This is a genomic window from Micromonospora sp. LH3U1 (assembly GCF_028475105.1).
Classification (GTDB): domain Bacteria; phylum Actinomycetota; class Actinomycetes; order Mycobacteriales; family Micromonosporaceae; genus Micromonospora.
On the sequence record NZ_CP116936.1, the window covers coordinates 6679410 to 6702634 of the forward strand.

Annotated in this window: 22 protein-coding genes; 8 read left to right on the top strand and 14 right to left on the bottom strand. The window is 71.8% G+C overall.

Going from position 1 to position 23225, the window contains the following annotated elements; all coding sequences use genetic code 11:
• Positions 1–26: 26 nt before the first annotated feature.
• The 4 genes from PCA76_RS30665 to PCA76_RS30680 form a co-directional block, all read right to left on the bottom strand.
• Positions 27–3008: an AfsR/SARP family transcriptional regulator gene (locus PCA76_RS30665; RefSeq protein WP_272613924.1), complete on the bottom strand. Its 2982-nt coding sequence runs from the start codon at positions 3006–3008 to the stop codon at positions 27–29.
• 260 nt (positions 3009–3268) lie between these two features.
• The gene (locus PCA76_RS30670) at positions 3269–4936 is read right to left on the bottom strand and encodes a fumarate hydratase (RefSeq protein WP_272613925.1); all 1668 of its coding nucleotides are present in this window, start codon (positions 4934–4936) and stop codon (positions 3269–3271) included.
• A gap of 125 nt (positions 4937–5061) precedes the next feature.
• Complete coding sequence (locus PCA76_RS30675) at positions 5062–6483, bottom strand: outer membrane protein assembly factor BamB family protein (RefSeq protein WP_272619747.1); 1422 nt, start codon at positions 6481–6483, stop codon at positions 5062–5064.
• 106 nt (positions 6484–6589) lie between these two features.
• Positions 6590–7093: an Lrp/AsnC family transcriptional regulator gene (locus PCA76_RS30680; protein WP_272613926.1), complete on the bottom strand. Its 504-nt coding sequence runs from the start codon at positions 7091–7093 to the stop codon at positions 6590–6592.
• 138 nt (positions 7094–7231) lie between these two features.
• On the opposite strand from PCA76_RS30680, the gene hppD reads away from it, so the two are divergent.
• From hppD to PCA76_RS30710, 6 genes are all read left to right on the top strand, one after another.
• The gene (gene hppD / locus PCA76_RS30685) at positions 7232–8437 is read left to right on the top strand and encodes a 4-hydroxyphenylpyruvate dioxygenase (RefSeq protein ID WP_272613927.1); all 1206 of its coding nucleotides are present in this window, start codon (positions 7232–7234) and stop codon (positions 8435–8437) included.
• 11 nt (positions 8438–8448) lie between these two features.
• Positions 8449–9156, top strand: a complete 708-nt coding sequence (locus PCA76_RS30690) for an RDD family protein (RefSeq protein ID WP_272613928.1) — start codon at positions 8449–8451, stop codon at positions 9154–9156.
• A 76-nt stretch (positions 9157–9232) separates the two neighbouring features.
• Complete coding sequence (locus PCA76_RS30695; RefSeq protein WP_272613929.1) at positions 9233–10240, top strand: RDD family protein; 1008 nt, start codon at positions 9233–9235, stop codon at positions 10238–10240.
• Entirely contained in the window at positions 10237–11340 is a 1104-nt protein-coding gene (gene hisC, locus PCA76_RS30700) for a histidinol-phosphate transaminase (RefSeq protein ID WP_272613930.1), read from the top strand. Before PCA76_RS30695 ends, hisC begins: the two co-directional genes overlap by 4 nt.
• A gap of 143 nt (positions 11341–11483) precedes the next feature.
• Positions 11484–12038 carry a hypothetical protein gene (locus PCA76_RS30705; RefSeq protein WP_272613931.1) on the top strand — a complete coding sequence of 185 codons (555 nt, stop codon included), beginning with the start codon at positions 11484–11486 and terminating at the stop codon, positions 12036–12038.
• A 127-nt stretch (positions 12039–12165) separates the two neighbouring features.
• Positions 12166–13089: a hypothetical protein gene (locus PCA76_RS30710; protein ID WP_272613933.1), complete on the top strand. Its 924-nt coding sequence runs from the start codon at positions 12166–12168 to the stop codon at positions 13087–13089.
• A 49-nt stretch (positions 13090–13138) separates the two neighbouring features.
• On the opposite strand, the gene PCA76_RS30715 is transcribed toward PCA76_RS30710, so the two are convergent.
• From PCA76_RS30715 to PCA76_RS30740, 6 genes are all read right to left on the bottom strand, one after another.
• On the bottom strand, positions 13139–13483 hold the full coding sequence (locus tag PCA76_RS30715; RefSeq protein ID WP_272613934.1) for an LPXTG cell wall anchor domain-containing protein: 345 nt from the start codon (positions 13481–13483) through the stop codon (positions 13139–13141).
• A gap of 101 nt (positions 13484–13584) precedes the next feature.
• Positions 13585–14841: an outer membrane protein assembly factor BamB family protein gene (locus tag PCA76_RS30720; RefSeq protein ID WP_272613935.1), complete on the bottom strand. Its 1257-nt coding sequence runs from the start codon at positions 14839–14841 to the stop codon at positions 13585–13587.
• A 90-nt stretch (positions 14842–14931) separates the two neighbouring features.
• Positions 14932–15414: an SRPBCC family protein gene (locus PCA76_RS30725; protein ID WP_272613937.1), complete on the bottom strand. Its 483-nt coding sequence runs from the start codon at positions 15412–15414 to the stop codon at positions 14932–14934.
• 140 nt (positions 15415–15554) lie between these two features.
• Entirely contained in the window at positions 15555–15764 is a 210-nt protein-coding gene (locus tag PCA76_RS30730) for a DUF397 domain-containing protein (RefSeq protein WP_272613939.1), read from the bottom strand.
• Positions 15765–15940: 176 nt separating this feature from the next.
• Positions 15941–17137 (bottom strand): fumarylacetoacetase, encoded by a 1197-nt coding sequence (gene fahA, locus PCA76_RS30735; RefSeq protein ID WP_272613940.1) that lies wholly within the window; start codon positions 17135–17137, stop codon positions 15941–15943.
• Complete coding sequence (locus PCA76_RS30740; RefSeq protein ID WP_272613941.1) at positions 17134–18003, bottom strand: hypothetical protein; 870 nt, start codon at positions 18001–18003, stop codon at positions 17134–17136. Before PCA76_RS30740 ends, fahA begins: the two co-directional genes overlap by 4 nt.
• A 94-nt stretch (positions 18004–18097) precedes the next feature.
• Here PCA76_RS30740 and PCA76_RS30745 point away from each other — a divergent pair, with 94 nt between their 5' ends.
• On the top strand, positions 18098–19264 hold the full coding sequence (locus PCA76_RS30745) for a homogentisate 1,2-dioxygenase (protein WP_272613942.1): 1167 nt from the start codon (positions 18098–18100) through the stop codon (positions 19262–19264).
• Between the two features lie 111 nt (positions 19265–19375).
• On the opposite strand, the gene PCA76_RS30750 is transcribed toward PCA76_RS30745, so the two are convergent.
• From PCA76_RS30750 to PCA76_RS30765, 4 genes are read right to left on the bottom strand one after another with little or no spacing between them, the layout of a single operon-like run.
• A complete protein-coding gene (locus tag PCA76_RS30750) occupies positions 19376–20407 on the bottom strand; it encodes a tetratricopeptide repeat protein (protein WP_272613943.1) in 1032 nt (343 codons plus the stop codon).
• A gap of 10 nt (positions 20408–20417) precedes the next feature.
• Positions 20418–20903, bottom strand: coding sequence for a 2-C-methyl-D-erythritol 2,4-cyclodiphosphate synthase (gene ispF / locus PCA76_RS30755; RefSeq protein ID WP_272619749.1), 486 nt, complete (start codon positions 20901–20903; stop codon positions 20418–20420).
• A gap of 13 nt (positions 20904–20916) precedes the next feature.
• Positions 20917–21612 (bottom strand): 2-C-methyl-D-erythritol 4-phosphate cytidylyltransferase, encoded by a 696-nt coding sequence (gene ispD, locus PCA76_RS30760; RefSeq protein WP_272613944.1) that lies wholly within the window; start codon positions 21610–21612, stop codon positions 20917–20919.
• 56 nt (positions 21613–21668) lie between these two features.
• Positions 21669–22154 (bottom strand): CarD family transcriptional regulator, encoded by a 486-nt coding sequence (locus tag PCA76_RS30765; protein ID WP_272613946.1) that lies wholly within the window; start codon positions 22152–22154, stop codon positions 21669–21671.
• 328 nt (positions 22155–22482) lie between these two features.
• Here PCA76_RS30765 and PCA76_RS30770 point away from each other — a divergent pair, with 328 nt between their 5' ends.
• Positions 22483–23175 (top strand): hypothetical protein, encoded by a 693-nt coding sequence (locus PCA76_RS30770; protein WP_272613947.1) that lies wholly within the window; start codon positions 22483–22485, stop codon positions 23173–23175.
• Positions 23176–23225: the final 50 nt, after the last annotated feature.

Genomic DNA, 23225 nt, shown 5'->3' on the forward strand with positions numbered 1-23225 from the left:
CCCGTGGCCGACTCGCAGATGATCCGTCAGCCCAACTCGGCGAGCAGGCGTTCCACCTCGTGCTGGTCTGGCGACTCGACCTGCCGGAACAGGAACAGCGCCTGATCCAGGTGTGCGCGGGCCGCCGTCGGATCAGCGGCCCGTACGCAGCGGGCGACGCCCTCCAACGCCCGGGCCTGCTCGTAGCGGGCACCCAGCCGGCTGGCGTCGGCGAGCACCCGGCGGTGCAGGTCGAGAGCGCTCGCGGCATCGCCCTGCTCCAGGATCGCCCTGGCCAACAGGTTGCGGGAGGCGCACTGACCGATCCGGTCGCCCGCATCCACCATCGCCACCAGCGCTTCCCGATGCAGGGCGGCGGCACGTTCCGGCTGTCCGGCGACGCGCTCCATCACGCCGATCTCGTTGAGCACCTCCCCCTCGCCGAATCGATTGCCTCCTCGGCGTTTGAGGTACAGCGCGACCCGCAGCAGACGGCGGGCGGGACCCAGGTCACCCATCCGGTGTCGGACCATGGCGAGGTGCCCTATGGCATTGTTGACCTGCCGGCCGTCCTTCGTCTGCCGGCCCAGCAGGAGGTGCAGTCTGGCCAGGCGCAGCGCCTCGTCGTACCGGCCCCAGCCGATCAACGTGTAGGACAGGTTGTTCAACAGATTGGTCATTGCATCGACGTCGGCCATGCCCCGTACCAGGCCGAGTGCCTCGTCGAACTTCGCCTCACCCTGCCGAAGGTCACCGTTCGCGGCGTACGAGATGCCCAGGTTCCACAGCGTGCTGAGCACATCGCCGCGCAGCCCGAGCCGACGGCGCAACGTGAGCGCCACCTCCATCGCCCTGATCGCCTCCGGGAATCGGGCCAGCCGGAAGTATGCCGACGAGAGGTAGTTCAGCATCGTGGCGATGGCCGCCTCGTCGCCCAGCCGCTCGGCGACTCGAAGCCCGATCGTGTGGGTCTCGACCAGCTCGTCGAGGTGTCCGCCATCGAAGTTGAGCCGCCAGCTGGCCCGAGCCAGCTTCCAGCACTGAACCGGGAAGCCCTCCTCCTCGGCCAGCCGGACCAGGGCGGTGAGCCCGGCGTGGTTCTCCTCGAACCATGCCCGCCCCTCGAACACCGGGGCGGCGATCAGATCGGGGCGGCCGGGCGCGTCCGCGGGAATGTTGCGGCGACTGCCCGCCGCCTCGATCATCCGGGCGATCGCCAACGTGACGGACAGGTGGTGGTCCAGCATCCGCTCCAGGGCGGCACGGCGCTCGGCTTGCCGCTCCGGACCAACGAGCAGCAGCCGGGCGTACTCGCGGAGCAGGTCGTGCAACCGGTACCGGCTCGGCTGCACCTCCTCCACCATGTGCGCGTCGACCAGCTCGTCGAGGAGTTCCTGGGTGTCGGCCAGCGGCAGCCCGGCGAGTGCGGCGGCCACCCGACTGTCCAGACGTCCGCCCGGGTACAGGCCGAGCATCGGAAACAGCCGCTGCGCCGACGGCGAGACCTGCTCGTACGACAGGGCGAACGCCTGCCCCACCGAGCGCTGCCCGGCGGCCAGCTCGGCCAGCGGGCCCGCCCCGGCGACCATGCGCTCGGCGAGGTCGGCGACCCGCCAGCTAGGCCGGTGCGCCAGGCGTGCGCCGGCCAGCCGGATGGCGAGCGGCAGGTGGCCGCAGCGACGCGCCACCTCGGCCGCCGCCTCCGGTTCCGCGACGATCCTCTCCACGCCGGCCACCCGGCCGAGCAGCTCGATCGCCTCGTCGGCGTCGAGCACCGGCAGCGACGACGGCCGGCCCTCGTCGAGCCCGACCAGTCGGCGCCGACTGGTGATCAGGACCAGGCAGTGCGAGCCGTTGGGCAGCAGCGGTCCCACCTGGTCGGCGGTGGCCGCGTTGTCCAGCACCACCAGGGCCCGCAGGCCGGCCAGCTCGATCCGCCAGAGCGCCAGCCGGTCGTCCAGGTTCTCCGGCATCCGCTCCGCCGGCACACCGAGCTGGCGCAGCAGCGCCGCCACGGCCGTGCTCGGCGTCAACGGTCGACGTTCGCTGTGCCCGTGCAGGTCGATGAAGAGCTGGGCGTCGGGATAACGGTCGGCGAGTGCGGTGGCGACGTGCACGGCGAGCGTGGTCTTGCCGCTCCCGGGCATTCCGTCGACCACCTGGATCCGGGTGCCGTCCTCCTCGATTTCCTTGACCAGGCGGGCCACCGTCTCCTGCCGACCGATGAAGTCACCGATCGCCCGGGGCAGCGAACGGACCGGGCCGACGGGTCGGGTCTCCCGACCGACCAGGGCCAGGTCACCGGCGAGCACCCGTTGGTGCAGCCCCTGCAACTCGACGCCCGGTTCGATGCCCAGCTCGTCGGCGTAGATCCGCCGGCCCTCGCGGTAGACCGCGAGCGCGTCGGCCTGCCGACCGACCGAGGTCAGGGCCAGCATCAGCTGGCCGCGCAGACGCTCCCGCAGCGGATGCTGGTCGACACTTTCGACCAGCTCCTCGATCAGCTCAGGGGCCTGACCGAGGCGCAGCTCGACGTCGACGCACTCCTCCAGCGCGGTGAGGCGCTGCTCGTCGAGGGCCTGCGCGCGACGGCGGACGCTGCGGCTCGGGATTCCGCCGAGCGCCGGCCCTCGCCAGAGCGCCAGGGCAGCGCGGAACTCCGTACGCGCCTCGACCAGGCGACCGGCCGCGACGGCGGCACGGGCCGCCTCCACGCCCCGGGCGAAGTCCTCGGCGTCCAGATCGGTCGGCGCGGTGCGGACGCCGTACCCCGCCGGGTCGGTGACGATGATCTCCGGTGCCAGCCCGAGTTCGGCGAGCCGGCGGCGTAACCGCGACACGCAGGTCTGCAACTGTGCCCGGGCGGTGGCCGGGGGACGCTCCTCCCACAGCGCGTCGATCAGCTCGTCGACCGGCACGAGCCGGCCGGCCCGTAACAGCAGCATGGCGAGCACGATCCGGTCGCGTCCTGCCGTGACAGTGGACTCGCCACCGCCGACCCGCAGGGGCCCCAGGATCCCGAACCGCATCTACTCCCCCGCATCAGTGGTGCAACTTCCAGCAGGGTAGTCCGGCGGTCACAGATCGCCGCAGCCAGGCGATAGTGATCTGAGAGCGGATCGACAGCGGTGCACAGCAGACTCGCTCCGGGTTGTCGGTGACGGCATCCGACGGGGGCGGTGCGCCCGTCCCACCCCAGCGGGGCGGGCGCACCGATGTCGGTGGAGCACGGACGACAGAAGGGGCGCCGGGCGAGTTCGCCGGGCGCCCCCTTCGCGTACGTGCTGGGTCAGCGGCGGCCGACGGTGAGCACCGGCTTGGTGACCTCGGCGAAGAAGTCGTTGCCCTTGTCGTCGACAACGATGAAGGCGGGGAAGTCCTCCACCTCGATCTTCCAGACCGCCTCCATGCCCAGCTCCGCGTATTCGAGGACCTCGACGTGCTTGATGCAGTCCTGCGCGAGCCGGGCCGCAGGGCCGCCGATCGAGCCGAGGTAGAAGCCGCCGTGCTGCTGGCAGGAGCGGGTGACCTGACCGGAGCGGTTGCCCTTGGCCAGCATCACCTGTGAGCCTCCGGCAGCCTGGAACTTCTCCACGTAGGCGTCCATCCGACCGGCGGTGGTCGGGCCGAAGGAGCCGGAAGCGTACCCCTCGGGGGTCTTCGCTGGGCCGGCGTAGTAGACCGCGTGGTCACGCAGGTACTGCGGCATCGGCTCACCGGCGTCCAACCGCTCGGCGATCTTGGCGTGCGCGATGTCCCGTGCCACCACCAGCGGGCCGGACAGCGACAGCCGGGTCTTCACCGGGTATTTCGACAGCTCGGCGCGGATCTCGTCCATCGGCCGGTTCAGGTCGACTCGGACGACCAACTCGGCGTCGAGCGCATCGTCGGTGACGTCGGGCAGGAAGCGTGCCGGGTCGGTCTCCAGGCGCTCCAACCACACACCCGACGGGGTGATCTTGGCGACCGCCTGCCGGTCCGCCGAGCAGGAGACGGCGATCGCCACCGGGCAGGACGCGCCGTGCCGCGGCAACCGGACCACCCGAACGTCGTGGCAGAAGTACCGGCCACCGAACTGCGCCCCGATGCCGAAGTTGCGGGTCAGCTCCAGCACCTCCGCCTCCAGCTCCAGGTCACGGAAACCGTGCGCGCTCATCGAGCCCGAGGTCGGCAGCGCGTCAAGATACTTGGCGCTGGCGTACTTCGCGGTCTTCAGGGCGTACTCGCCGGAGGTGCCGCCGATGACGATGGCCAGGTGGTACGGCGGGCAGGCGGCGGTGCCGATGAGCCGCAGCTTCTCCTCCAGGAACTGCATCATCCGCGTCGGGTTGAGCAGCGCCTTGGTCTCCTGATAGAGGTACGACTTGTTGGCCGAGCCGCCACCCTTGGCCATGAACAGGAACTTGTACGCGTCGGGATGTCCGTCCGGGTCCTCGGCGTACAGCTCCACCTGGGCCGGCAGGTTGCTGCCGGTGTTCCGCTCGTCCCACATGGTCAGCGGGGCGAGCTGGGAGTAGCGCAGGTTGAGCTTGGTGTACGCCTGGTAGACACCCCGGGAGATCGCCTCGGCATCGGCGCCGTCGGTCAGCACGTGCCGGCCGCGCTTGCCCATCACGATCGCGGTGCCGGTGTCCTGGCACATCGGCAGCACCCCGCCGGCGGCGATGTTCGCGTTGCGCAGCAGGTCGAGTGCGACGAACCGGTCGTTCGGCGAAGCGGCCGGGTCGTCGATGATCGCCCGGAGCTGGGCCAGGTGCGCCGGGCGCAGGAAGTGCGCGATGTCGTGCATCGCCTCGGCGGTCAGCGCGGTGAGCGCGGCCGGCTCCACGGTGAGGAACCGGCGGCCTCCCGGGCCGTGTACGACGTCGACGCCCTCGTCCGTGACCAGGCGATAGTCCGTCTGGTCGGGGCCGGTCGGCAGCAGGGGGGCGTACGAGAATGCAGCGGCACTGCTCATGAGCGGCAAGCCTAGGGCAGACCGGTCGATCACTCCCACCCGCCGGGCTGGTCCTGGGACGCCGCTCTCATCCGCCGGACCCGCCGCGCTCCGCCGCCCGGTCGATCAGCAGGCGAGCCGGCCGCTCAGCCGTCCTTCCCGCCGTCCGGGTCGGGGCAGAGCTCCCCCTTCGGCCCGCAGTCGCCGTTGTTCTGCCCGCCGGGGTCGGTGCCAGGGTCGGTGCCGCCCGGCCTGGGATTCCCGCCGTCGCCTGGCGTTCGGGCTGGCGAACCCCCGGTTGCACCAAAGCGGACATACCCGATCTCCCGCCCCTCGCCAATGATCATGCCCTGTGACCCGACCGCGAGGGCGTTCGCCGAGGTGCGCAGGACGGCCAACTCCCGGCCGCTGCGCGGGTCCAGCGCGGCCAACCGGGACGGCTTCTCGTCGGCGACCACCGCCGCGTACGGGGTGAGGGCAGCACCGGCCTTACCGCTGGCGGGCCGCGTCCACAGCACCCGGTCGGTGCCCAACTCGCGGGCGATGACCGAGCGCTTGTCGGCAGCCCGGAACACCGCCAGGCGGTCGTCGACCGCGATCAACTTGGTGCCCGATTCGCCGACCCAGAGCAGCCGTCCGTCGTACCCGTCGATGACCGCCTCGCGGCCGTCCGGGCCGACGCCGATCAGCACGTTCCGCGCACCCTGCGGGTCTTCGCGCTGCACACAGCCGGCGTTGTCGGCGGTGCGCAGGTTGATCCCGGCCCGCTGCCAGGCCTCCTGTCCGGTCGCCGGGTCCCGGGCGGAAATGGCGAAGTAACAGGTGCCGTCCTGGGAGCGGGCGGAAATCCGCAGCATCCGGCCGCCCACCACGGAGAGCCGCTCCTCCCGGCCGGGCTCGACGTTCTGCAGGACCCGACCGGTGGCGGTGTCGACCACGTGCACCCGGCCGTCGACCGGGAACCCGAGCAGCGGTGGCGCGGGCTCCGCCCCGGCCACCCCGTCGTCGATCCGGGTGGAGGTGAGCCGGCGGGTGCCGCGCAGGCCCGGGTTGTCGGCGAGCAGGCCGCTGTGCACCCCGGGCAGGAAGGCCGTCCACAGCGGTGCGGTGCCGCGAGGGTCCCAGGCGCTCAGGGTGCAGTCGGTGGCATCTGTGCAGCGGGCGTCGAGGAGCAGGTTGCGGTACGTCCACACGGCCACCGCGTCGTCGTCGCGTCGCCGGGTCGCCCCGGTGACCGGGTCGAGCAGCTCGTACCCCTTGACCAGGAGCTTGCCCACGGCGACGACCGGGTCCCGGTCGCCGCCTGCGACCGCCGACCAGTCCGCCTTGCGCTCCCAGAGCTGGGTGCCGGTGGCCAGGCTGCGGGCCTCGACCCGGGTGCGCTGCTCGACCACGACGGCCTCGCCGGCGATGGTCACGCTCTGCGGGGTGCCGCCGACCCGTTGCTGCCAGACCACATCGGGCTCAGAGATGGGTTCGCTGCGGTCCACCCAGTCCCACAGGCCCGGGAAAGGGTTCCACACGCCGGTCGCGGCGAGCGCGACGACCACGGCGAGGCCGAGCAGCAGCCCGCCGCGCACGCTCCCCTTCGCCACACCGCACACCGTAGCCACGATCACGGATCTTCAGTACGCCCGCGCCGCCGTGTCGCCGCGCTTTCTGCGCCCAGAGGTGTTAGAGCGCCCTTCCCTCGGCCCGTACAGCGCTGCGCACCAACGGAAGCGTGCGGTAGGGGATCTGCTCAGCCAACGCGATGATCGTCGAAGCCCGGGTTATCCCAGCGGACGAGACGATCGAGTCGATGACCCGCTGCAGGTCGGTGTTGGAGCGGGCCACGATCCGGCAGAGCAGGTCGCTGGAGCCGGTGATGGTGTGCGCCTCCAGCACCTCGGGGATCGCGGCGAGGTGGGTGGTGACCGGGTCGTGGCCGTGCCGCTGACTGATTTCCAGGGTGACGAAGCTGGTCACCCCGAACCCGATCGCGGCTGGTGAGATCTCGGGGCCGAAGCCTTCGATGACGCCCCGTTCGACCAGCTTGTCCAGCCGGGCCTGGACGGTGCCCCGAGCCACCCCGAGCCGACGGGAGCACTCCAGCACCCCGATCCGTGGCTCCTCGGTGAGCAGTTCGATCAAGCGCACATCGAGTGTGTCCAACTGTACAGACTGCTCACCATTCATGGGTCATGACCATACCGAATGCGCAACCTGACCAGCATTTCTGGCAACAGTTGCCCACCCGGTGCCGGGGCAGCGATCCTCGCCACAAGAACCGACCACGGCGGCCACAAGGCCGGCCGGTACGCGAGGGAGCCCACCATGACCCAGGCGATCGACCGACCCCAGTCGACCGAGGACATCGACGTCGACCGGCTCGTCGGCGCTGTCGACCACGACATCAGCCGCGACCCGTTCCCGGTCCGGGGCCTCGACCACGTGCACTTCCTGGTCGGCAACGCCAAGCAGGCCGCCCACTACTACTCCACCGCGTTCGGCATGACCTGCGTGGCGTACCGCGGCCCCGAGCAGGGCTACCGCGACCACGCCCAGTACGTGCTGACCAGCGGCTCGGCCCGGTTCGTGCTGACCGGCGCGGTGCGCCCGGACGCCGACGGCGCCGAGCACGTGGCCCGCCACAGCGACGGGATCAGCGACATCGCGCTGGAGGTGCCGGACGTGGACGCCGCGTATGCGCACGCCATCGCGCAGGGCGCCACCAGCGTCGTCGAGCCGCACGAGGTGACCGACGAGCACGGCACGGTTCGGATGGCCGCCATCGCCGCGTACGGCGACACCCGCCACACGCTGGTCGACCGGTCCCGCTACACCGGCCCGTTCCTGCCCGGCTTCGTGGCCCGCGGCCCGATCGTGGACCGGCAGCCGATGATCGCCGCCGGCATCCAGCCGAAGCGTTTCTTCCAGGCCGTCGACCACGTGGTCGGCAACGTGGAGCTGGGCCGGATGGACGAGTGGGTCGAGTTCTACAAGCGGGTCATGGGCTTCTCCAACATGGCGGAGTTCGTCGGCGACGACATCGCCACCGACTACTCGGCGCTGATGAGCAAGGTCGTGGCCAACGGCACCCGCAAGGTGAAGTTCCCGCTCAACGAGCCGGCCATCGCGCGTAAGAAGTCCCAGATCGACGAGTACCTGGAGTTCTACCAGGGCCCGGGCGCCCAGCACATCGCCGTCGCCACCAACGACATCGTGGCCAGCGTCGACGCGATGCGCGCCGCCGGGGTGGAGTTCCTGGACACCCCGGACTCCTACTACGAGGACCCGGAGCTGCGCGCCCGGATCGGCAACGTGCGGGTGCCGATCGAGGAGCTGAAGGCCCGCAAGATCCTGGTCGACCGGGACGAGGACGGCTACCTGCTCCAGATCTTCACCAAGCCGGTGCAGGACCGCCCGACGGTCTTCTTCGAGCTGATCGAGCGGCACGGTTCGCTCGGCTTCGGCAAGGGCAACTTCAAGGCGCTCTTCCAGGCGATCGAGAGGGAGCAGGAAGCCCGCGGCAACCTGTAACACTTGCGAGCGTGACGCAGCCTCCGTCGTACCCGACGCCGCCGGTCGGTGGGCCTCAGCCCGCCGCCGGCGGCTTCGTGCCGCCGCCCGGACCACACCCCCAGGGGTACGCCGCGCCGCCGCAGTACGCCCCACCCGGGTACGCCCCGCCGCAGTGGCACGCCGGACCACCCGGCCCGCTGCCCCCGACGCTGAGCCCGAGCGGACAGCCGCTGGCCAGCTTCAGTGACCGACTGCTGGCCTGGTTGATCGACACGGCGCTGGCCAGTGCCGTCTCACTGGCGCTGGCCATGCCGGTCTTTCTCATCCTCTGGTGGCGGATGTTGACCGAGATCACCCAGACCAACCCGGACGGGACTCTCGTGGAGCCCGACCCGGGCACCTTCTTCGTCGGCTTCTTCCTGCCGATCCTGCTACTCCAGCTCGGGCTCCTCGTCCTGATGCTCGGGCTCTACTGGATCTACCACGTGGAGTACCTGAAGCGCGGCGGTCAGACGCTCGGCAAGAAGGTCATGAAGCTGCGCGTGGTGCCGATCGACCCGACCCGCACGCTGGACCGGCGGATGGCTGGCCGCCGGTGGCTGGTGCAGTACCTGGCCGGCTCGCTGGTCCCCGGGTGCAGCTACCTGGACGGGTTCTGGCAGCTCTGGGACAAGCCGTGGCAGCAGTGCCTCCACGACAAGTTCGCTGAAACGGTCGTCGTTAAGGTTGCGTTGTGAGCGAGCCGAGCAAGCGAACCAGCAGGCTGAGTAGCGTGGCGCCTTGCGCCGTCGCGCAGCGAAGCGGAGCGACGGCGTGAGTGTGCAACCGGGCTGGTACGTCGACCCCGCCGACACTGAGACCCGGCGATACTGGGACGGCGAAGGTTGGCTCGGTGCGCCCATTCCCGTCGACGCCACCCCGCCGGACGGCCCACCGCCGGTCGAGCCGCCGCCCGCGCCGGTCACCCCGGCCGCGCCCGCGGTGTCCGCCACTCCCGACCCGGCGTCCGCCGGCCCCACGACCGCAGCACCCGGCTGGCCGCCACACCAGGGCCCACCACCGGAGTACGGCCCACCACCGGGACACGGCCCGGGCTGGGGACCACAAGCCGGCCCTCCCGGTTGGGGGCCGCAGGGTGGTCCTCCCGGCTGGGCCCCACCGGGTGGACAACCCGGCTGGGCGCCTCCGGCCGGTCACCCCGGCTGGGCCGTGCGACCGCCCGAGCCGCGACCGCATGGCCTCGCACTGGCCGGCTACGGCCGCCGGTTCGTCGCCCGGCTGATCGACTTCGGCCTCATCCTCGCGCTGAACGTGGTGGTCAACGGCTGGTTCGTCTGGCGGTTGATCCAGGAGTGGGCGCCGTACTGGGAGGAGCTCTTCCGGCGTGCGGTGCGGGGCGACAGCTCCACCGAGGGCCTGCCGATGCCCGGCGAGCAGGCTGGGTCTCTCCTGGTGGTGATCCTGCTCATCGCCACCGCGCTCTGGCTGGCGTACGAGGTGCCCGTCATGGCCGCTGGTGGGCAGACCATCGGCAAGCGGTTGATGCGGATCCGGGCGGTCCCGATCGCCGCTGACCAGCCGCTGGGCTTCGGCCGGGCGCTGAGTCGGTGGAGCAGCCTGGGCCTGCCGACTCTGCTCTGGTACTGCGGCGGGATCGGTCTGGTGTGGCAACTGGTCGTCGCGCTCTCCCCCCTGTTCGACCACCCGCTGCGCCGCGGGCTGCACGACAAGCGCGCGCAGACGGTCGTGGTCGAGGTCCCCAACACCACCGACCCCGCCCCCTCGAACGACCGCAACCAGCCCTCGGGAGACACCCCATGACCGACTCCGGACGTCACCAGCCGGCGCTGCGGCTGACCCGCGCCGACCTGGACGCGCTGCCCAACTACGTGCCGGGGCGCAGCCCCGCCGACCTGGCTCGGGAGCTGGGCCTGCCGGAGGCCATCAAGCTGGCCAGCAACGAGGTTCCGTACGGGCCGCTGCCGGGCGTGGTGGAGGCGGTCACCGAGGCGATCATGGCCTCGCACCGCTACCCGGACATGGGCGTTGTCGCGCTGCGCGACGCGCTCGCCGAGCGGTACGGGGTGGACGCCGATCGGATCGCCACCGGCTGCGGGTCGGTGGCGCTCGCCGAGCACCTGGTCCGGGCCACCTGCCTGCCCGGTGACGAGGTGCTCTACTCGTGGCGGTCGTTCGAGGCGTACCCGATCATTGCGGCGACCAGCGGCGCGACGAGCGTGCGGGTCCCCAACGACGCCGGGCACGGGCACGACCTGGCGGCGATGGCCGCCGCCGTGACCGACCGGACCCGGGTGATCCTGGTCTGCAACCCGAACAACCCCACCGGCACGGCGCTGCGCCGGGCCGAGCTGGACCGGTTCCTCGACGCGGTACCGGACGACGTACTGGTGGTGATCGACGAGGCGTACCGGGAGTTCGTCAACGACCCGGAGGTGCCGGACGGGCTCGACTACCTGGACCGGCCCAATGTGGCCGTGCTGCGCACCCTGTCCAAGGCGTGGGGTCTGGCCGGGCTGCGGATCGGCTGGCTGGTTGCCCAGCCGGTGGTGGCTGCCGCCATCCGCAAGGTGGCGACCCCGTTCTCCACCAGCACGGCAGCCCAGGCCGGGGCGCTCGCCGCACTGACCCAGGCGGCCGAGATGGAACGCCGCTGCGCGCTGGTCGTCGCCGAGCGGGACCGGGTCACCGAGGCGCTGCGCAAGTTCGTGCCGGATCTGCCGACCAGCCAGGCCAACTTCGTCTGGCTGCCGCTGGCCGACCGAGCCGTGGCGTTCGGCAAGGCGTGCGAGGCGCGCGGGGTGATCGTGCGGCCGTTCGCCGGGGACGGGGTCCGGGTCACCATCGGCACGTCCGCCGAGAACGATGCCTTCCTGGCAGCAGCGGAGGCGGCGCTGGCCTGACGGACGTAAGCGCCATTTTGTCTGCAATCCGACACCGATGGCCCTTTGTCCGATCCTGCGTACTTTGTGCCCTACTTTCCGAAGTAGCCGGACGTGCCGTGGACGCACGCCGGCTCGCCTTCGAGAAAACGGGGTAACGAACAGTGCGTACTGCCAAGATCTGTCTCGCCGGAGCGGCCGCCGCCGCGATGGTGGGTTTCCTCGCGGCGCCGGCCGCCGCCGACCCCACCGACACCACGGCCACCACCTTCGAGGTGCTCGCCGGCACCCTTGACATCGTCGCGCCAACCAACGCCGACCTGGGCGACGGCGCTCCCGGTGGGACCATCACCGGCCAACTCGGCACGGTGACCGTCACCGACTCCCGGGCGTCCGACAACGCCTCCTGGGCGGCCACGGTGACGGCGACGGTCTTCCAGACCGGCGGTAGCTCACCGCCCGAGACGGTCCTCCCGGAGGAGATCGACTACTGGTCCGGCCCGGCGACGGCGACCACCGGCGACGGCACCTTCACGCCGGGGCAGGTCGCCGCCGGCGACGCGGCGCCGCTGTCCAGCGTCACCCCGCTCACCGCGTTCACCCACAGTGGCGGCACCGGCGGCAACACCGCCGCCTGGAACCCCACCCTGGTGGTCAACGTCCCGCTGGACAGCATCGCGGGCATCTACACCGGCACGGTGACGCATTCGGTGGCGTAGCCCCCGGGGGCGGTCGACCATCGCGGTCGCGCTCGCCCTGTTCTGCCTCGCCGGTCCGGGTCTCTCGACCCGGGCCGGCGCGGTCGAACCGGATGCGGGGTCGGACGAGGGCAGCATCGGGATCCGGTTGCTGGAAGCCCCGACCGACCGCCGCACTGACCCCCGGGCGCTGCGCTACATCGTCGACCACCTACCGCCGGGCACCACCATCAAGCGACAACTGCTGATCGCCAATCGCACCGCCGAGACCCGCCGCATCGACGTGTACCCGGCGGCGGCGACCCTGGACGATTCGGAGTTCCGGTTCGGCGAGGGCCGCGCGGCCAACGAGCTGACGTCCTGGATCACCCTCGACCACACCACTGTGAAGGTGGAGCCGTGGGGCGAGGCCCGGGTCCGAGCGACCATCGCGGTGCCGCCGGCCGCCTCACGCGGCGAGCGGTACGGGGTGCTCTGGGCATCCGCCACCTCGGCGGACCGGGCCGGCGGGCAGGTCACCCAGGTCCACCGGGTCGGAGTCCGGACGTACCTCGACGTCGGGCCCGGCGGCGAACCAGCTTCCGACTTCTCGATCGGTGAGTTACGCCCGGCTCGCAGCCCTGAGGGCGAGCCATCGCTGACCATCCAGGTCAGCAACACCGGGGGCCGTGCCATCGACCTCTCCGGCGCGGTCACCCTCACCGACGGACCGGCCGGCAGCCGAGCCGGCCCGTTCCCGGTCGGGCAGGGCGTCACGCTACCGCCGGGTGACTCCGGGCAGGTCGTCGCCCGGCTCCCCGTCGAGTTGCCGAACGGGCCGTGGAAGGTCGAGGTGAACCTGGAGAGTGGGTTGGTGAAGCGGAGCATCACCGCGCAGATCCAGTTCCCCGACGCGGGTCAGGTCGGAAAGCGGGGCAGCGTCGTCTCCCGGATCACCTCCGGCTGGGTCCTGGGGGCGGTCGTCACGGGCCTGCTGCTGGTCACCGGCCTCGCGGTGCTGGCCCGCCGATCCCGTCAGACCGGTCGGCCTCCCACCGGCAGGCCGCGGGAACGGATCCCGGCCGGACGCTGACGCCCCGCTGGCGGGCGTACGTCGGGGCGGGCGTACGTCGGGGCGTACGTCAGACCGGCCGGCGGCGGCGGGCGGCGAGCCAACCAACGAAGAGCAGGGCCCCGCCCAGCCCGGCGAGCAGCAGCGCCGACCCGCCCGAACCGGTGACCGGCAACTGACCACCGTGGCTGGGCGTGGGCTCGGGTGGTGTCGGCGTGGGTGGCGTCGGTGTGGGCGTCGACGCCGGCACGATCTCGAAGGTGACGCCGTCGTCCGTCGACGGCTCGGCCCAGACGACGCTGAGCCCGCGCGCCGATGCGGAGTCGGCGGTCAGCACCGGCGAGACAAACAGCGCGAGGCTCGCGGTCGCGGCAAGCGCGCCGCCCACGAGGTGGTTGGCTGCTGTCCTACCCATGCGCCGACCCCTTCCACTGGAAACCTGAACCGTGAGAAACATACCCTTTCTGGACAAAGGGTATGGACGGGTCGAGTTACCACGTGCCGAACACGCCACGATCAGGTGGCGGCCAGGATCACCGCCTCGGAGGTCAGGTAGTAGCGCTGGTCGTCCCCGTTCGGGTCGACCGGCTTGCGGAGACGTTCGACCGCGAGGTAGCCGTCCTCAGCTGCCACCGCACCAGGTGCCCAGCCCGTCCCATCCGACCCGACGTTGAGCGAGAAGCGGGACAGCTGCGCCCCGGTCGCCGGGTCCAGCGTCACCAGATCGTTCTCCTCGGTCAGCAGGTGCACCCGGCCAGGCTGTGCGGCCAACACCCGTGCCGCGCCCAGATCCGCGGACCGCCACAGCTCGGTGCCCGTACGCGCCGACCGACCCACCGCCACCCCGTCGAACACGACGACCGCCTGCTCGCCGACCAGCGTGGCGCCGGCCGGATCGAGCGCGGGGGCGGCAACCGGCTCGCCGGCACTCAGCAACCAACCCCGGCCACCCGCGTCGCCCGGACCGGCGGTCCGCAGGGCCAGACAGTCCGACCGGCCGGTACGACAGCCGAGCGGAGTCACCACCAACTCGTCCGGAGCATCCGGCGGTCGCCAGCGCTCGCGCACCGCACCAGTCGCCGCGTCCCGGAACTCGACCGTGGCCGGCGCGGTGCAGGTGTCCAGACCAATCAGCTGCCCGGAGGCGGTGGTACCGACGTCGCTGCGGCAACTGCCGGGCAGGTCGACCCGCCACAGCTCCCGACCGCCACTCAACTCGACCCCACGCGCCTGGGCGTCCCCGGTGACGACCAGCACCGTTCGGCCGTCCGGGAGGTCGGTGAGCTGGAGCCCGCGCGGGTCCCAGACGGTGGTCGCACGGGTACGCCGCTGCACCGCCCCACTCGCGGCGGGTTCCGGGCCGTCGGTTCTCCAGAGCACCCGGCCGGTCGGCGCGGCGAGTGCGACGAGTTGGCCATCGGACCACCGGCTGACCACCGTGCTGCCGCTGGCCACGACCCCGGTCAGTTCCGCAGGCCAGCGCCGGTACGACCAGTACGGGGTGGTCCGGTGCCGCCCGTCGACCGGGCGGTCGGCGTAGACCTGGCGGTGTGCGGCGTACACCCGCAGCCTGGCGTCCGCGATCAGCGGGGCGACCGGCAGCCGACCGACCACTCCGGCAGCCGGTCGGGCCGGGGCCGGGTAGTCGGCCCGCGCCACCGTGCTCACCTCTGCCGGCGCGAGCACCCGGTGGACGATGACCGCGACGGCCGCGATCGCGAGCACTGCCGCGACCGCCATCACGAGCCGTCGCCGGCCCCTCGGGAACCCCATGCCGCACCTCCGCCCGGCACCCTACCCAGCGGAACCGGCCACACCCCGCTCAGGTCGCGCGCCGCGGAGGGCGCAGTGACCGGCAGGGGCTCAGGCGGCTTCGACGGAGCCGATGGCACCGGCGGCGATGGCCAGGTCGGCGAGATCACGCCGGAGCGCCACCTCGACCGCCCGCGCGGCGAGCCCGCCGAGGAGTAGCGCCACCACCCGACCGTACGGGGCGGTCGGCACCGCCTCCTGGGTGACGGTGATCGCCGTGCAACCTCGACGGCGACGCCGGACCGGCCGCAGGCTCCAGGTGATCCGGTAATCCACGCCGGCACCGGAGGAACAGAGCACCAGCCGCTGCGGGGCGAGCGCCTCCACCACCAGGAACTCCTCGGTCAGCGTGCCGCCGCCCGGCTGGGCGCGCTCCTCACGCCAGGCCGTGCCCGGCCCGAACGGACCTGGGGTGAGCACTTCGATCGGGCCGGCTCCGGTCAGCCGGGCCGCGCGGCCGGGCAGGTCGGTCAGCAGACGCCAGACATCGACAGCGTGCGCCTCGATGAACCCGGTAACCGCCACCGTCGACATGACACCCTCCCGTGTGCCCGACGGTACGCGGAGTGAGGGCCGGGCGTGGCCCCCGGGACGGAATTTCCTCCAGCCGAAGGCCACGCTGTCCGATCAGGCGATGGCTCGGCACCGGTCGTCGACCGGTGCCGAGGCACCGGTCAGTGTTCGAAGCGACCGGCCCGAATCGCGCCGATGAACGCTGTCCACCCCGGCGGGCTGACCGCGAGCGTGGGGCCGGCCTGGTCCTTGGAGTCGCGGATCGCGACCAGACCCTGGACATCGACCAGGTTGTCCGCCACTTCCACGCAGAGCCCCTGGTCGTTCGAGCGGCTACTGGTACGCCATACCGCGCCCGTAAGATCGTGCATCGTCGTTACCTCCGTGTGCGATGAGATACCCCACCGCTGGCAGCCGGGCATGGCCCGGTGCCGGATCGCGCGGCGAGGCAACGGAATCCGGACGATCAACGGGTCAACCAGGGCCGGCGATCGCACAGCCGGTGCGATCACGGGTCCCATGGACGAGACGGATGGAACGTGCCCGCTCAGCGGGCCGGGCGAACCGTGCCGGTGACCTCGCCGAGGGCGATGGTGGTGCCGTCCGGGCCAGGAGCGGTGGCGGTGATCGTCACCGTGTCGCCGTCGGCGAGGAAGGTGCGGTTCTCGTCACCCACCTTGACCGGCTCGGCCCCGCCCCAGGTCAGCTCCAGGAACGAGCCGACCTGCGATCGGTCCGGGCCGGAGACGGTGCCGGAGGCGTACAGGTCGCCGGTGCGCAGTGACGCGCCGTTGACGGTGAGGTGCGCCAACTGCTGTGCCGGCGTCCAGTACATGGTGGCGAACGGAGGCTCGCTGACCCGCTCGCCGTTCCACTCGACCGCCAGTCGGAGGTCCAGGCCCAGGTGCGGCACGTCCCGCAGGTAGTCGACCACCGGCGGGTCCTGGTCGGGGGCCGGCACGAAGGCAGCGCCGAGCGCGTCCAGCGGCGTCACCCAGGCCGAAACCGAGGTGGCGAAGGACTTTCCGAGGAACGGGCCGAGTGGTTGGTACTCCCAGGCCTGGATGTCCCGGGCCGACCAGTCGTTGACCAGCACCACGCCGAACACGTGGTCGGCGAAGTCGTCGACGGACACCCGATCGCCCAGTGAACTGGGTACGCCCACCACGAAGCCGACCTCGGCCTCGATGTCGAGGCGTACCGATGGGCCCGTGACCGGGCCCTCGGCGGAGGCACGCTGCCCGGTCGGCCGGATCACCGGCGTGCCGGAGACGACCACCGTGCCGGCCCGCCCGTGGTAGCCGATCGGCAGGTGCTTCCAGTTGGGCAGCAGCGGTGGCTGGCCGGGGCGGAAGATCTGCCCGACGTTCGACGCGTGGTGCTCCGAGGAGTAGAAGTCGACGTAGTCGGCCACCTCGATCGGGAGCAGCAGCTCCACGTCGTCGAGGGGCACCAGCAGCGGCTCCACCGCGGCCCGGTGCGCCGGGTCGGTCAGCAGCTCGGTGATCCGCTGCCGCACCGCCATCCACTGCGGACGACCCAGCGCCATGAAGTCGTTGAGGGTCGGCCGGCACAGCGCACCGGCGGCCAGCACCAGCTCGGCGGCCTCCGCCGCAGCCAGGTCGAACACCCATGACCCGATCCGTACGCCGATCCGCGACGGACCCCCGTCGGACCGGAACACCCCGTACGGCAGGTTCGTCACCCCGTACGGCGAACCGTCAACGCCGGTCACCCAGGTCATGCGTCGTAGCCCCCGTTCACCAGCCCCAGCCGGATCAGATCGGTCAGTGGTTCCAGAATGCTGCACGAGCCGAAGCCGACCCAGAGTGGGCGCGGCGCGTCCCGCCGTCCGTTGGCGCGCTCCAGCAGCGGGCGCGGGTCGAGCACGGTCAGCAGCTCGGCGACCGTGCCGACGCCCTCGCCGGCGGCGGCCGCCAGCGTCGCGGCCAGCACGTTGGCGTAGCCGTGGTGGGTGAACCCGGTCTCCGGGTCCAGGTGCCGGACCGCCTGGTGCAGCCCGGCGGTGAGCTTGAACGGCAGGCCCCGGTCGCGGCACGCGCAGATCACCGCGGCCAGCTCGGCTGGCGTGGGGAAGAGCTCGGCGGCCAGCCCACCGGTGCGGAACTTGGCCGCGATCGGCACACCGTCAGTGCGGGCGGCGGCGAGCGCGTCCAGCGCACCCATCAGCCCGAAGGTCAGCGGCAGCTCGGCGTAGACGGCCTCGACGCCCGGCAGCTCATCGGTCACCCGCAGCAGCTCGGCGATGCCGGGAAGGGGGTCCTCGCCTCGCTTGGCGACCGCCACCTCGACCTGGCGGGCGGTGACGCCGTCCGGTGCCAGGAACGAGAGCGCGAACGGCAGGCTCCCGATCCCGGTGTCACCGATCACGCCGACCACCAGGCCCTCGCCGGGGTCGACGAGACCGCTCAGCTCACCGGCCGCCACGTCCGAGGCGGGGATCAGCAGCGGGCCGACCAGGTCGGCGTACCAGGCGGCGCGGTGCTGACGGTGGGCCGCCAGCGCGTCGGGCAGCGCGGCGCTGCCCGGGGGGAAGACGGCGGCGTCGTCCACCAGGCCGTCGAGGAGTGCTGGCACCTGCGTTGACACGGAACAAGAATGTACGGGACGCTACGAGGAACGGACAACAGCGTCCGATTATCGGACGCCCCTGGCCGGTGGACGGGACATATCGGGAGGCGAGATGCCGTATTACCGCAGCGTCGGCGAGGTGCCGCGCAAGCGCCACACCCAGTTCCGTCAGCCCGACGGCAGCCTCTACGCCGAGGAGCTGATGGGCCAGGAGGGCTTCTCCTCCGACTCGTCGCTGCTCTACCACCGGCACGCGCCCACCGCGATCCTGGCCGCCGACGAGTTCACCCCGCCCGCGTTCACCCGGGCACCGAACCTGCCGCTCAAGCCCCGCCACCTGCGCACCCACAAGCTCGACACCGGCGGCGCCGACCCGATCCTCGGCCGGCAGTACCTGCTCGCCAACGACGACGTACGGATCGGGTACGTGCTCGCCGACCGGCCCTCACCGCTGTTCCGCGACGCCACCGGCGACCACTGCCTCTACGTCGAGTCGGGCACCCTGCGGGTCGAGTCCCCGTTCGGGGTGCTCGACGCGGTCGCCGGCGACTACGTCATCATCCCCACCTCGACCATCCACCGGCTCGTGCCCACCGGTGACCAGCCCGTCCGGCTGCTCACCGTCGAGGCGGCCGGGCACATCGGCCCACCCAGGCGCTACCTGTCCGTACGCGGCCAGTTCCTGGAGCACTCGCCGTACTGCGAGCGCGACGTCCGCGGCCCCGACGCCCCGCTGCTCGTCGACGGCGAGGAGGTCGAGGTGCTGGTGCGCCACCGGCGCGGCTGGACCCGTTACGTCTACGCCAACCACCCGTTCGACGTGGTCGGCTGGGACGGGCACCTCTACCCGTGGGCGTTCTCCATCCACGACTTCGAGCCGATCACCGGCCGCATCCACCAGCCCCCGCCGGTGCACCAGACCTTCCAGGGCCCCAACTTCGTCATCTGCTCGTTCGTGCCCCGCAAGGTCGACTACCACCCGGATGCGATCCCGGTGCCGTACAACCACCACAACGTCGACTCCGACGAGATGCTCTTCTACACCGGGGGCAACTACGAGGCCCGGCGCGGCTCCGGCATCGAGCAGGGCTCGATCTCCCTGCACCCGTCCGGTTTCACCCACGGACCCCAGCCGGGTGCCGCCGAGCGATCCATCGGCGCGGACTACTTCGACGAGTTGGCCGTCATGGTCGACACCTTCCGCCCCCTGGATCTCTGCGACGCCGCCAGCAGTTGCGAAGACGAGGGCTACGCCTGGACCTGGGCACGCCGCGTCTAGGTCCCGCGTCCCCGGTAGGTCCGGCGATCTTGCAGGTTCGGTCGCCGTTTTGCGTGGCATGCCCCTTAGGTCGGGGCAGAAAGTGCAAGATCGCGCAGGCGGGGGCCGCGTTCAGGAGCGGATTGCGGTGCGGGTGAAGACGGCGAACTCGGCGATCGCCGTGACGGCGACGGCCAGCACCAGTGGCCACGGCGAGCCGACCACCGCGTACGCCAGCAGCAGCACCGGCGCGGCGGCCACGGCGTAGATCGCCAGGGCCATCGCCCGGTCCGAGTGCAGCATGGCGGGCAGGACGCTCCGGGTCAGTCCCGGCAGCCGGGCCGCGAGCTGCCAGACGACGATCCCGCCGGTGAGCGCGGCGAGAACCGCCAGGATTCGGGAGAACCCGTCGCTCATCGACGCCGCGAACGCGACCAGCACCGCCGCCAGCAGCGACCAACCCGCGCCGTAGAGCACCAGGCGGTGCAGTCCGTACGCGAGGGTCCGCGGCGAGTCGATTCGGCTCGGGCTGATCGTCACGGCCTCGGCGACGTGTTCCAACGCCTCCGACCAGCGGCGCTGCTCCAGTCGCATGACACCCACGTCGTGGCCGGCCTCGGCGATGCGCGGGTCGAGCCGCAACGCCTCCCGGTAGGCCCTCTCAGCCAGGTCGAACAGGTCCAGCCGGGCGGCGACCAGGCTGAGCACCAAATGCGCCTGCGGCTCCTCCGGGGCCAGTTCGACGCCGCGCCACGCCGCGTTCACTGCGGGCTGGCCGTTGCGGGCCCCGGCCAGGATCGCCGCCGCGCTCCGTTGGGCGTACGCGTCGGCCGGGCCGAGGGCGAGGATCCGGTCGGCGGTGGCGGCCGACTCGGAGTAGCGCTCCAGGTCGGCCAACGCCATGCCCCTGGCGACCAGCGGCGGGAGTGCCTCCGGTGCGGCCGCCACGGCCGTGTCCGCGGCGGTGAGCGCCTCGGCCGGACGGTCGGCGGCCAGGTGCACCCGGGCCAGCATGGTGAGGGCGTCCACGTCATCCGGCTGTAGGGCCAGCCCGTAGGTCAGCTCACCGGCCGCCTCGTCGTGACGGCCGAGTTCGGCGAGAAGTTGGGCCCGCTGGACGTAGCCGTCGGCGGCGGACTGATCGGGGGCGGGGTCGCTGGACATCGCGGCGAGCTTAGGCGGCCGGCGCATCGTACACCAGCGCCACCGCGACGCCGGCCAACCCTTCCTCGCGCCCCGTGAAACCGAGCCCGTCGGTGGTCGCGGCGGAGAGGGTGACCGGGGCGCCGACGGCTGCGGAGAGCACCTCCTGTGCCTCCGCACGGCGCCGGCCGATCTTGGGGCGGTTGCCGACGACCTGCACGGACACGTTGCCGATCTCCAGGCCGGCGGCGCGTACCCGGCGGGCCGTCTCGGTCAGCAGGGCGACCCCGGACGCGCCGGCCCACTCCGGCTCGCCCACCCCGAAGGCGGAGCCGAGATCACCGAGGCCGGCGGCGGAGAGCAGCGCGTTGCAGGCGGCGTGCGCGGCCACATCGGCGTCCGAGTGCCCGGCGAGGCCGTCCTGGTCGGGCCAGAGCAGGCCGGCCACCCAGCAGGGCCGGCCGGGCTCGAACGCGTGCACGTCGGTGCCGATGGCCACCCGGGGAACGATCATGATCAAAGGGTACGCGTCAACCGGCGGCGGCAAGCAGATGCTCCGCCAGAGCCAGGTCGAACGGTCGGGTGATTTTCAGGGCGTACTCGGAGCCCGGCACGCAGCTCACTGTGATGCCCTGCTTCTCGACAAGCCCGGCGTCGTCGGTGAGAGAGTCACCGGCGGCGGCGTGCGCGGCGCTCAGGACGGCCCGGCGGAAACCCTGCGGGGTCTGCACCGCGCGCAGGGCGGAACGGTCGACGGTGCCGAGCACCACCTCGCCGGCACCGACCTCCTTGATCGTGTCGACGACCGGCAGGACCGGGATCACCGCGTCACACCCGTCACGGACCGCCGCCGCGACGGACTCGACCAGCTCAGGCGGGGTGAGCGCGCGGGCGGCGTCATGCACCAGGACGATCGTCGGACCGGCGGGCACCGCAGCCAACGCTGCGGCCACCGACGCCTGCCGTTCCGCACCGCCTGCTACCACGATCACCGGCGCAACCAGGGCCAGCAGCTCGCGGACAGCTTCCACCTCGGCGACCGGCGCGGCCACCACGATCGTGTGCACCGAAGGTGCGGCGGCCAGCCGACGCACGGCGTGCACCAGGAGCGGCTCGCCGGCGAGCAGGCGCAGCGCCTTCGGTCGGCCGGGGCCGAGCCGTACGCCGGCACCCGCCGCAGGCACGAGGACCGCGACGTCACCGCGCGGATTGAGCTGCGCGGTCACGTCGCGGTCCTCGGTGGTTTCTTCGCTACTTAGTGGGTACGACGATGCTGTGCGGACTAGGCCTCGGTGAGGACCTTGTCGAGCAGCATCTCCGCCTCATCCTTGGTGCTCTTCTCCGCCAGCGCGACCTCGCCGACGAGAATGTCGCGGGCCTTGGCCAGCATCCGCTTCTCGCCCGCAGAGAGGCCCCGCTCCCGCTCCCGGCGCCACAGGTCGCGGACGACCTCGGCGACCTTCAGCGGATTGCCGGAAGCCAGCTTTTCCAGGTTGGCCTTGTAACGCCGCGACCAGTTGGTCGGCTCCTCGGTGTGCGGAGCCCGGAGAACGTCGAAGACCAGGCCGAGGCCCTCTTCGCCGACCACCTCGCGCACACCCACGATCTCGGCATTCTCGGCGGGCACCCGGACCGTCAGGTCACCCTGCGCGACCCTCAGGACGAGGTATTTCTTAGGCTCGCCCTTGATGATCCGAGTCTCGATTGCCTCGATGAGTGCGGCCCCGTGGTGGGGGTAAACAACGGTCTCGCCGACACTGAAAACCATAGGTTCGAAACCCCTTTCGCTGTGTCTAGGGTAACACGGTCAGGCACCGATGTCTCTCCGATGTCCTGACCGTTGGCGCAGCTCAGGGGCCCTGTGAGAGGTCTTGCTTCAGCTTGACAGGCGGTCAAACCAATGGTTCGAACACGCTCCGTAACGCACGGATGACTGCCCGGTGCGAGTGAACAGAACGTCGAGATCAAGGGCTATGCGCTCCTCCCATGGTAGCCCGGCCGGCGGGACTACGCCCAGGTCTAGCGGGAGGTGCCCCTGGTGCGCGACCCTGGAGACCGAGCCGCAAGCCGCTCTCGAGACGCTTTCAGGGGGTCCGATGGGCAAGCCGGATGCAGAGGGCCACGGGCCAGCCGACGGCCTGCCCGGCCTGCCGCCCGCGTGGGGCCGCGTGGTTGTCCCCGACGACGCCTCCGCGCTCGCCGCCGAGGCCGCCCAGATCCGCCGCGAGCTGCGCAGGGCCACCGGCCTGCCCGGCACCCACCGGGCTCTGGGCCTGCCCTTGTTGGTTCTGCTGGTGGCGGTCCTCACCACGCTGACCGGTCTGCTCGTGGTCACCTGGCCACGAGCCAGCCGCGGCACCGACCGTCCGACCCCGGCTCCCTACTCGCCACCCGCCACCCTCACCGGGCGGGCGCTGCCCGCACTGGACCTGGTCGACGGGAGCCAGGTGCCGGTGCCACTGCGCGGCCTGCTGCCCGCCATGATCATCCTGCTGGACGGCTGCCCCTGCCCGGATCGCGTCGCCGGCGCCCTGGCGGCTGCGCCAGCCGGTGTCTCCGTGGTCACCGTCACCGGAGGAAGGACGGTCCCCGCCGGGCCGACCAACCAGCGGCAGGCCCGCGCGCTGGCCGACCCCGCCGGTGGGCTGCGCTCGTTCCTGGGCCAACCGGCCCGTCCCGGCACCGCGACCGCCCTGCTGGTCGACCGCGCCGGCACGGTGACCCGGGTGCTGCCCGACCTGGGACCGGTCGAGACGTACCGGGAAGACCTGACCGCCCTAGCCCCCTGACCGCGGCAGGACGTAACCCGCACTACCGCGCCGATCTTGCAGTTCCGGTC

What these genes read in the sequence shown, in the direction of transcription:
- PCA76_RS30665 (WP_272613924.1), bottom strand. Translation starts at nt 3,008, where the DNA reads ATGCGGTTCGGGATCCTGGGGCCCCTGCGGGTCGGCGGTGGCGAGTCC.
- PCA76_RS30670 (WP_272613925.1), bottom strand. Translation starts at nt 4,936, where the DNA reads ATGAGCAGTGCCGCTGCATTCTCGTACGCCCCCCTGCTGCCGACCGGC.
- PCA76_RS30680 (WP_272613926.1), bottom strand. Translation starts at nt 7,093, where the DNA reads ATGAATGGTGAGCAGTCTGTACAGTTGGACACACTCGATGTGCGCTTG.
- hppD (WP_272613927.1), top strand. Translation starts at nt 7,232, where the DNA reads ATGACCCAGGCGATCGACCGACCCCAGTCGACCGAGGACATCGACGTC.
- hisC (WP_272613930.1), top strand. Translation starts at nt 10,237, where the DNA reads ATGACCGACTCCGGACGTCACCAGCCGGCGCTGCGGCTGACCCGCGCC.
- PCA76_RS30715 (WP_272613934.1), bottom strand. Translation starts at nt 13,483, where the DNA reads ATGGGTAGGACAGCAGCCAACCACCTCGTGGGCGGCGCGCTTGCCGCG.
- PCA76_RS30720 (WP_272613935.1), bottom strand. Translation starts at nt 14,841, where the DNA reads ATGGGGTTCCCGAGGGGCCGGCGACGGCTCGTGATGGCGGTCGCGGCA.
- PCA76_RS30725 (WP_272613937.1), bottom strand. Translation starts at nt 15,414, where the DNA reads ATGTCGACGGTGGCGGTTACCGGGTTCATCGAGGCGCACGCTGTCGAT.
- PCA76_RS30730 (WP_272613939.1), bottom strand. Translation starts at nt 15,764, where the DNA reads ATGCACGATCTTACGGGCGCGGTATGGCGTACCAGTAGCCGCTCGAAC.
- fahA (WP_272613940.1), bottom strand. Translation starts at nt 17,137, where the DNA reads ATGACCTGGGTGACCGGCGTTGACGGTTCGCCGTACGGGGTGACGAAC.
- PCA76_RS30745 (WP_272613942.1), top strand. Translation starts at nt 18,098, where the DNA reads ATGCCGTATTACCGCAGCGTCGGCGAGGTGCCGCGCAAGCGCCACACC.
- PCA76_RS30750 (WP_272613943.1), bottom strand. Translation starts at nt 20,407, where the DNA reads ATGTCCAGCGACCCCGCCCCCGATCAGTCCGCCGCCGACGGCTACGTC.
- PCA76_RS30765 (WP_272613946.1), bottom strand. Translation starts at nt 22,154, where the DNA reads ATGGTTTTCAGTGTCGGCGAGACCGTTGTTTACCCCCACCACGGGGCC.
- PCA76_RS30770 (WP_272613947.1), top strand. Translation starts at nt 22,483, where the DNA reads ATGGGCAAGCCGGATGCAGAGGGCCACGGGCCAGCCGACGGCCTGCCC.